The organism is Microbulbifer echini, from assembly GCF_041447225.1.
GTDB classification, from domain to species: domain Bacteria; phylum Pseudomonadota; class Gammaproteobacteria; order Pseudomonadales; family Cellvibrionaceae; genus Microbulbifer; species Microbulbifer echini.
In genome coordinates this window covers 131647-139397 of the sequence record NZ_JBGMEL010000013.1, presented here as the reverse complement: position 1 = coordinate 139397, position 7751 = coordinate 131647, and the positions used below count along the sequence as shown (strand labels likewise).

Annotated in this window: 15 protein-coding genes; 7 read left to right on the top strand and 8 right to left on the bottom strand. The window is 48.9% G+C overall.

Going from position 1 to position 7751, the window contains the following annotated elements:
* Positions 1–51 precede the first annotated feature (51 nt).
* The 7 genes from ACCI51_RS14080 to ACCI51_RS14050 form a co-directional block, all read right to left on the bottom strand.
* Positions 52–264, bottom strand: coding sequence for a holin (locus tag ACCI51_RS14080; RefSeq protein ID WP_371844178.1), 213 nt, complete (start codon positions 262–264; stop codon positions 52–54).
* On the bottom strand, positions 261–629 hold the full coding sequence (locus ACCI51_RS14075; protein WP_299583067.1) for a 3TM-type holin: 369 nt from the start codon (positions 627–629) through the stop codon (positions 261–263). Before ACCI51_RS14075 ends, ACCI51_RS14080 begins: the two co-directional genes overlap by 4 nt.
* On the bottom strand, positions 629–1006 hold the full coding sequence (locus tag ACCI51_RS14070; RefSeq protein WP_299583064.1) for a D-Ala-D-Ala carboxypeptidase family metallohydrolase: 378 nt from the start codon (positions 1004–1006) through the stop codon (positions 629–631). The genes ACCI51_RS14075 and ACCI51_RS14070 overlap by 1 nt, the downstream gene beginning before the upstream one ends.
* A gap of 151 nt (positions 1007–1157) precedes the next feature.
* Positions 1158–1976 (bottom strand): hypothetical protein, encoded by an 819-nt coding sequence (locus ACCI51_RS14065; RefSeq protein WP_299583061.1) that lies wholly within the window; start codon positions 1974–1976, stop codon positions 1158–1160.
* A 395-nt stretch (positions 1977–2371) separates the two neighbouring features.
* On the bottom strand, positions 2372–3037 hold the full coding sequence (locus ACCI51_RS14060) for a hypothetical protein (RefSeq protein ID WP_371844176.1): 666 nt from the start codon (positions 3035–3037) through the stop codon (positions 2372–2374).
* 323 nt (positions 3038–3360) lie between these two features.
* Complete coding sequence (locus tag ACCI51_RS14055; RefSeq protein ID WP_371844174.1) at positions 3361–4080, bottom strand: helix-turn-helix domain-containing protein; 720 nt, start codon at positions 4078–4080, stop codon at positions 3361–3363.
* 136 nt (positions 4081–4216) lie between these two features.
* On the bottom strand, positions 4217–4486 hold the full coding sequence (locus ACCI51_RS14050; RefSeq protein WP_371844172.1) for a YdaS family helix-turn-helix protein: 270 nt from the start codon (positions 4484–4486) through the stop codon (positions 4217–4219).
* Positions 4487–4596: 110 nt separating this feature from the next.
* On the opposite strand from ACCI51_RS14050, the gene ACCI51_RS14045 reads away from it, so the two are divergent.
* Entirely contained in the window at positions 4597–5463 is an 867-nt protein-coding gene (locus ACCI51_RS14045) for a helix-turn-helix domain-containing protein (protein WP_299583051.1), read from the top strand.
* 45 nt (positions 5464–5508) lie between these two features.
* On the opposite strand, the gene ACCI51_RS14040 is transcribed toward ACCI51_RS14045, so the two are convergent.
* Positions 5509–5976, bottom strand: coding sequence for a hypothetical protein (locus ACCI51_RS14040; RefSeq protein WP_371844170.1), 468 nt, complete (start codon positions 5974–5976; stop codon positions 5509–5511).
* 144 nt (positions 5977–6120) lie between these two features.
* Between ACCI51_RS14040 and ACCI51_RS14035 the strand changes: the two genes are divergently transcribed.
* Genes ACCI51_RS14035 through ACCI51_RS14010 form a run of 6 tightly spaced genes read left to right on the top strand, consistent with a single transcriptional unit; the run spans position 6121 to position 7702 of the window.
* Positions 6121–6462, top strand: a complete 342-nt coding sequence (locus ACCI51_RS14035; RefSeq protein WP_299583045.1) for a LuxR C-terminal-related transcriptional regulator — start codon at positions 6121–6123, stop codon at positions 6460–6462.
* Positions 6459–6647: a hypothetical protein gene (locus ACCI51_RS14030; RefSeq protein WP_299583042.1), complete on the top strand. Its 189-nt coding sequence runs from the start codon at positions 6459–6461 to the stop codon at positions 6645–6647. Before ACCI51_RS14035 ends, ACCI51_RS14030 begins: the two co-directional genes overlap by 4 nt.
* Entirely contained in the window at positions 6644–6946 is a 303-nt protein-coding gene (locus tag ACCI51_RS14025) for a DUF7673 family protein (RefSeq protein ID WP_371844169.1), read from the top strand. The genes ACCI51_RS14030 and ACCI51_RS14025 overlap by 4 nt, the downstream gene beginning before the upstream one ends.
* The gene (locus ACCI51_RS14020) at positions 6943–7251 is read left to right on the top strand and encodes a DUF6378 domain-containing protein (RefSeq protein WP_371844168.1); all 309 of its coding nucleotides are present in this window, start codon (positions 6943–6945) and stop codon (positions 7249–7251) included. Before ACCI51_RS14025 ends, ACCI51_RS14020 begins: the two co-directional genes overlap by 4 nt.
* Positions 7251–7409: a hypothetical protein gene (locus ACCI51_RS14015; protein WP_371844166.1), complete on the top strand. Its 159-nt coding sequence runs from the start codon at positions 7251–7253 to the stop codon at positions 7407–7409. Before ACCI51_RS14020 ends, ACCI51_RS14015 begins: the two co-directional genes overlap by 1 nt.
* On the top strand, positions 7406–7702 hold the full coding sequence (locus tag ACCI51_RS14010; protein ID WP_371844164.1) for a phage antirepressor KilAC domain-containing protein: 297 nt from the start codon (positions 7406–7408) through the stop codon (positions 7700–7702). The genes ACCI51_RS14015 and ACCI51_RS14010 overlap by 4 nt, the downstream gene beginning before the upstream one ends.
* Positions 7703–7751 lie beyond the last annotated feature (49 nt).

Below are 7751 nucleotides of genomic sequence, written 5' to 3'. Positions count from 1 at the left end.
TTTTTTAATTCAGCCGATGCTCGATCAAACTTTGAGGTATCCAGCTTTACACTAACGTCCATCGTCCCCGCCTTGCTGTTGTTCTTGCAGCTTCAAGCGCTTGTGGTTGTAATACCAATTAACCATCAAGCCCGCCGCTGCTATCAGCACACCAGCAAAACCCAGCCAGTTATCAGCAAGCCAACCAGCAAAAGTTCCAGCACCAACGGCAGTCATATAGCTCGCCTTATCCGTTAATTCTCTTAGGGCATCCTGAAACGTCATGACTGCTTCCAAGCCTTCATCGCTTTTTCAGCGCTGCGCCCCACGACATAGCCACCGAGACCGATCTTTACGATCTCCAGTAGAGCGAGGGTCTGATTCTCACTGAGGTTTGGCGCTGTCCACCCCAACCAATGAAAGACGATCAGCCCCACGAACGTGAGCATTGTTACCGGCCGCCAGTTTCTCTGTAGCCACGATTCCCCCGAAGCCTCTGAAGTGATTATCTGAGTAGCTGCCTTCAGTTCCTCCAAGTCCATCGCAATCAACTGTGCGCTAACCTGCGCCTTGAGCCGGTTAGCCTCTGTCTTATCCGGGAATGCCTTATCTATGACCTTGCCGAGCAGATTCGAGATAGCGGAAATCATTAGTAGCTCCACACAGTAGGGCGCACACGTTCGCCAGGAATTGAGTCAAGATCATCCAAGTGAAGGAACCGTCTTCTGATCGGCCCTTTCTGTTTCACCCCTATACCGGTGAAGCCCTCCGCTAAGGCAATTTTCATAAGCTTGTGTGCCCCGCTCACAGCCACGGAAACATCAACCGCCTGCCCGGTGGTATGGGTCATGGTGGCATTTAATCGGGCGTTATGAGATGGGCAGCGGTAACCGGAATTAATAAACATTGGATTGCCATAACGCCGGCGAACCTGAATTAAGCGCCTGAGCGTTTCATCATTGAAATGATTTTTGTCACAACAAGGGCAAGACAACTCCGCTTCCGTGAAGTAGTCGTTATTGAACATGGGTGCACCAGAAATAAAAAAACCCGCACGAGGCGGGTTAAGGGTATTGAGAAATAATCGTAGTTTTAGTGCAACGGTGCGTAACTAACTAAGTGAAATCAATCACGCCATTTCAATCCTCAAATCCTATCTAAGGATATGACAGGTTTGATCAATTATCGTAAGCGTTACTAAGCAGATCTTGCAGAGGAAGCTCTACTGTTTCAAATTCATTACCGTTCTCGTCTTTTGCCAGAATCTTGATGAAGTACTCATCCCCAATAGGCCCAGAGATTTTTGAAACAGCTAGCTTATATGGCTGAATAAACTTTGCTTCATCGCCAAAGGGAGCCTCAAGATACAAAGTTTCTTCCCCTTCCCCAAACCACAGAGAATCAATAACAAATGCCTTCCCACCAAAGTCAGAATCTGGAGCAGAAGTTACGTTGTCCCTAAGAGATAACTTGAGTCGATTATCATTCACCGTGAGCCATTCGACATCAACAACTTTGCTTGGAGTTACATCAACCAATCGCCCGGAAACATGAAATAGCATCGGACCCTTTCCGAGCTGCGTCTTTCCAATAAAGCTATCAGCTTCAGAAACAAAGGCCATTATGTCGACAAATTTCCCATTTGGATCAAAATAATTTAATCCATTCATTTCAACATTAAGCTTACGATACACCCAGGCATCATCAACGGAAGCTCGGAAAGTCTCATCAGATGACTTGAAATTTTTCACAAATAGATTAGATGTAGAGGGAAAGTTAATTTCTAGCGAAGTGACTACAGGAGGGGCCGATTGGTCTGCGTGATCAATAGTCAAAGTTGCGGAGCTCACTCCGCTAAAATCTAGGCCTGGGTACTGTATATCCATGTTTGATGAATTCAGATCTTGCAATTCATATTTGAATGTTTTCGCCTGCGCACCGAAGGCTAACAAGGCCACAGAAACAGCTACTGTTTTGACGGTATTTCTAAAAAACATATAAATTCACTAAAAATTATATTAAATTAACTACTCGAAGAGAAAGTGAAGCTTATAACACACTTTAAACCAAGTAAATTGTACCGCATTTAATTTAACATCTTTTTCCAGCACGATCTTACCAAGTAAAGAAGCTCAAAATTTCACGAGCAGAGTCTTCCGCACCCACCGGATCTAACACAAATAGCACGCATAAAAATCCAGCACCTGATCACACTTTGCGAAATAGCTATTCAAGAAAAATATAAAGTAGGATTAAGATCTGCAGAAGTTTATCTATAGCAGTAAAACTTATTAACTTGTAAAGATAAAAAAACCGGCCCAGTGACCGGTTTAATTTTGCAGGGCAGAAAAACAGCATGCTAGGGAATTTATACCCACTCAGGACAAAGCTGTCAACAAGCGGCGTTCAGCCGCCCTTTGTACTCCTGCACAACATGAGACACCGGTCCTAAAGCTCTTGCGGGTAAAGGGTCCAAACGCCGCTGCAAGCGTTTCCAAATCTTCACCCACTCCCCATCCCAACGCTTTTTGTCACATCCTAAAATTGTCCGCGCATGGCCTAGATCTATTGGTCGCCCATTCACATCTCGCAACGCACTCGCCGTAATACAAAATAGCGCTAACTGGCCAACCTTCTCCCTCGGGTGCGGTTCCTCCCACTTATCGAATTCAGACATCAAGTACTGCAATAGCGCCGCCCGCTCTTTAAATCTTTTTGCCGGTGGTGCATAGGCAGCCATGCCCCAGCAGTAAGCCAGTGGATCACTTTGTCTCAGCTTGGCAACCACGCTCTGAATGATTCCCTTCTCACAGGAATCCATAACTCGTCCACCGCTACCCTTGCCTACAACCGTTTCAACACCACTCACCCGAGGCGCATCAATGCGGCAAATCACCTGATTAGCCTCTCCCTGCACCTCACCCCGAATAATTAACTTCCGCCCTCGCCGAGCCTTTGAGGTAATCGTGCTCCTATTGCCCATAGCCTCATAATCAAATGCCGCTGCAGAGCCATCAAAGGCATCGTGCCAAGCTTGTCTAGCAGATACGAATCTCATTTCACGCCCCCAATACATCATCTGGCAACCAGAAACCAGCAGAACACCCCATCAAGCTGCCTTTGGCATACTCTCGAAATAATCCTCAAACCGCCTTTCCGCCGCATGCCGGTTATCTCGGTGGAACGTACCCAGGTAATTTATATGGCCTTGGTTTATCCAAAACTGAGTAATCACCGTATTCGCGAACACCACCTCCACGAGGTGAGCGTACTTGGTGCGGAATACGGCTAGGGGGCTACTGGGATTGGTTGTTGAAATCCGGTTGATTGCTTCCGGGATGGTAACTATGCACATGGTCAACTCTCCTTGATGTTTCGTGTTTACCAGCTGGTGTCTGTCAGGATCTCACCGATAGGCCGGTCCCGTGTTCGCTGCTGCCCTGCGGCTTGGGACTGGTGGGCGAGATACCTCTCGCGTTTGAGCCAGTTGCGCCAAGTGGCCAGCCAATCAAGCTTCACGCCCCGCTGGCCGGGTTGGGATATCCAGTAATCGCGGAAGCTTTCGGCAATGTCGTGGATTCTGGGGATCAGGTCTGGGCGGAGGCGTTGGGCTTCGGTGCGGAATTTGTCCGTGAGAACCCAGTTTCCAGGCAAGCGAGTACCGCGTTTGGGGTTGGCGCGATTTGGAACTGTGCCTCTCTCTACTGGTTTCTTATTGGTTCTTACTGGTTCTATAGAGAAGGACGTGTTGTCATTTTCACCGGTTGGGTGCACAGATTTCACCGGTTCGTGTTTCATTTTCACCGGTGAAGATTTTTCACCGGTGAACTCATTGCACCGGTTTACGTGTAAAAAGAGGTCATAATTGGTTCTGCGCCCGTTGGATTTTTCGGCACTGAGGTACCCCAATTCTTCCAACTCTTCGATGGCATTAATCACCGAACGCTTCGTGCATTGCGCAACGTCGGCCAAATAGGCATTACCCGGATCACACTGCCCCGTATCACTGTTATGGCAATCGGCCAACGCGATTAAAACCAGCTTTGCTGTTGGTGTTCTGGTCCTACGTTTAATAGCCCATGCCGCGGCCTCAAAGCTCACCACGTACCTCCTGTATAAATTTCCATATAGCGCACTTGATGACTGCCCTGCCCCAAAAGATGCAGAATCACCAAGTCACAACAGAGGGATTTAAAAATGAATGTTCTTCAGGTTTCGCCAAAAAATTCGTGCTTGGTTAGCTTGCCTGCTGGACTTCCAACATCTTTTGCTGATCCACATCGCAAAAAAGCTGTGCCAGCTTCGGGCAAAGATCAACAGCTCTCACTACTCCATCTGCTACAAACTCTGCACACAAAGCCAGTTCAGCAGATGCACCATGCTTTCCATGCTGTAAGTTACTGACCGTGGGCTGACTCACACATAGCGCCCTAGCTGTAGCCTTTTGCCCCCCGAAGTGCTCTATAAGCTTTCGGGCGGCCTTTTCAACTCGATCCAATCTATCCACGCCTCGAGAATATCGGTATGCCTATACTCAGTCAACTGGTATTCCAGTTTTTCATGGTATAGGTAGACCTATAACATACTGCCTACCAAAGTACGCTATGGAATTCGCAAGTGACCGAATTGAAGGACAGGCTCAAAGAGGCCCGAAAAGCTGCCGGCAAAACACAGAAGCAGGTCGCAGAGGCTGTGGGCATTACCCAACCCTCTTATTCTGAACTTGAGAATGGAAGGTCCTATGGCACTCGCTACGTTACTCAAATAGCCTTATTTCTTGGCGTTAACCCTAACTGGCTGGCCACTGGCAATGGCTTGATGCGCAATGCCTCAATAGAGGAGATTCGGCGCAAAAATTTAACTCCACTATTTAATGAATTTGGAATGGAGGAGCTAATCCATAAACTCCCGAAACTTGAAAGCCAGCTACGCTTAATTTTTGCTGAAAATCGTGCCATCAATAGTAGAGTAGCCAGAGCGATCGAAGATGGATTAGAACTTCCTATAGGAGCACTAGATCACGATAAATCGGCCGAACAAGCGGGCGCTTTCAGCAGCAACGTAAGCCCAGGCCCTCGTATACAGGGCCGGGTGCCACTGATTAGCTGGGTTCAAGCAGGAGAGTTTTGTGAGTCCGTCGACTTGTTCGAGCCAGGTGATGCAGAAGACTGGATACCCTGCCCCGCCAATCATTCAGACCGTACTTACGCTTTGCGCGTTAATGGCGACAGCATGACCAGTCCTTATCCTGGACAAAAATCCTATCCCGAAGGCACCATTATATTTGTTGATCCGGATAGGACCCTAACCAATGGCTGCCGCGTTATCGCCAAACTCAATGGCGAAGCCACCTTCAAAACCTATGCTGAGGATATGGGCCATATCTATTTACGCCCAATCAATCCGACCTACTCCCCGATGGATGTCACCGGCAAAGACATATCATTTTGCGGTGTTATCATTGGCTCCTATAGCCCTGAGTAGGGCACAAAAAAGCCCGCAGGCGCGGGCCTTTTAGAACAACAAGAATCACAGCAAGATTTTTTTAACCATCTCAACTTCAATCACACCGCGAGAAACGCAGTGTAAAGTGAGATCTTGCGCTGGCTCACCCGGCAAATATTCACCCTGAATATTTGAGCGAACAATCACAATCTTATCATCCACAACCACGTTAAACGCGACTTCTGTCTTGGTGTGATTACCCTCTAAATAATCTTGGCCCCGGGTTGCACCGCAATTGGCCTGCTCCGGCGTTAGCTTCCAGTGTTTTAAGGATGTAGAGATATAACCCGCCTCTAGATCGGTCGACAAAATCTGAAATCCATCCCGCAACAATGCTTGCTTCGCCTTACTCAATACCTCTTGCTTACTCGATAAGTGCTCTAGCGCAAAGTACTCACTAATGATCACCGGCGCTTCATTCGTTGCAGTACAACCTCCCAAGCCAACCACCACCAGCAGAAGGCCCACTACGGCATGTCTTAGTTTTTTCATTCTTATCCTCCGTGATAAGTGTCCCCAGAGAATATCAATAGTTAATTCAATTTCAACCTCATATTAAAAATATATAGGCATACCTATTGACTGACAAAAAAGGTAAACCTATATTTGAGGGATCAGCAAGGACAAGACCCCCAAATGGACACGTACAGCCACCTAAGAACACTCGCACCACGCCAGGCCGAAGCACTCACACACCGTGCCCGCGGCCTCTCCAACCGCGAGACCGCCGAAGCCATGCAGTGCTCTGTGGCCAATGTCACCAACCTGTTGGCGGAGTGTTTTTACAAGCTGCACGCCCGTAACAGCACAGACGCGGTGGCCAAAGCGGTTAAACATGGGTTAATTCAGCTCGCCTTAATCGCCTCGATCATTAGCGGCATTGGTGCCGATGCACAGGATCAACTGCGCACCCGCATCCAACGTCGCCCCACTGTTCGAACTATCCGCATCCGCAACAACCGGGAGGGCATCGTATGAACACCACCGTGTTTGTACACTCAACGGCTATGGGAAAAAACAATATCGACCAGCTCAAACGCCGCATCGATATCACCAATGCTGGCCACCACAGCCGCCATGTTCGTTTCGTGCAACCAAAACCCACTGATGTACGGCCAACACATCACAACGATTGGCCACCTTTTGAAGGTGATGCCGCATGAATCCCTTCAGCCCAACCCAAAGTGTGGGAACCCTACTCACCGAGGCCAACCGCCACACCGGCGCCAGTGAAATTGCCGCTCAGGTTTTGCTTTCTGCTTGGAATAGCAGGGATTTTACAGTTCCCGTTGAAAACCTCTCCCTGCTCGATGGCGACAACTACCAGCACGCAATCAATGTGATGAATCTGCGTTACCACGGTAGAGCACCACAAAGCGTGATTGCAAATGGCGATAAAAAATTCCACGCCCTTTGGCGTGACTGGAGCCACCTGGAAACCCAAAGGAAGGAGGCGGCGTGAATACAGAAACACTCTCACCAACGGACTACAGCGCCCCCGCCTTCCTGGAAAAAGGCGCCCAGCATATGCGCGACCGTGCCGAGCAACGCGACAACGAAGAGGGTGAGCGCTCTATGGCCAAAACCGTAAACGCATTTAACGCGCTTTACGGAACCTATCTTACCGAGGAACAGGGCTGGATGTTTATGGTGCTGCTCAAACAATCCCGCGCAAGCTGTGGCGTATTTGTGGCGGACGACTACGAAGACGGCGCCGCCTATTTTGGCCTGGCCGGCGAGGCCGCCGCAAAAGCCAGGGCCGCCTGATGAATGAATTTAGCCGAATCTTAGAGCTGTACGAAGCGCTGCTGGTCAAGGTGAAGCTGCAAAGCATTGAAATTGCGAGTATGCGCAAAGAAATCGCCACACTCTCCGCAGCCACCCAAGGCCAAGCCCCACAACAAAAAAACCAGGAGGTCGCGTGAAAAAGGAAAAAACCTTCACCGTCACCCAGGCAAGTCGAACGCTCGAAATAGGCAGGAATAACCTACTGAAACTACTGAGAGATAACGACCTTTTGCACAGCCGCGAACCAATGCGCAATACACCAACTAAGCATGCCGTTTCACAACAACTGCTAGTAGCCGAAGCCGCCGAGTATCTACGCGGCCCCGTGAAAGTGCAGTACATCACCGCCAAGGTAACAGCAAAAGGTATGGTCTGGATTCGCGATTTAATCGAAAAACAAACCGCGCCCCGGTACATCAGTCAGCGGTAACCGTTAGGGCTGCCGGTACGGGGCCCAATTTTAAAAAATTGGAGAACTC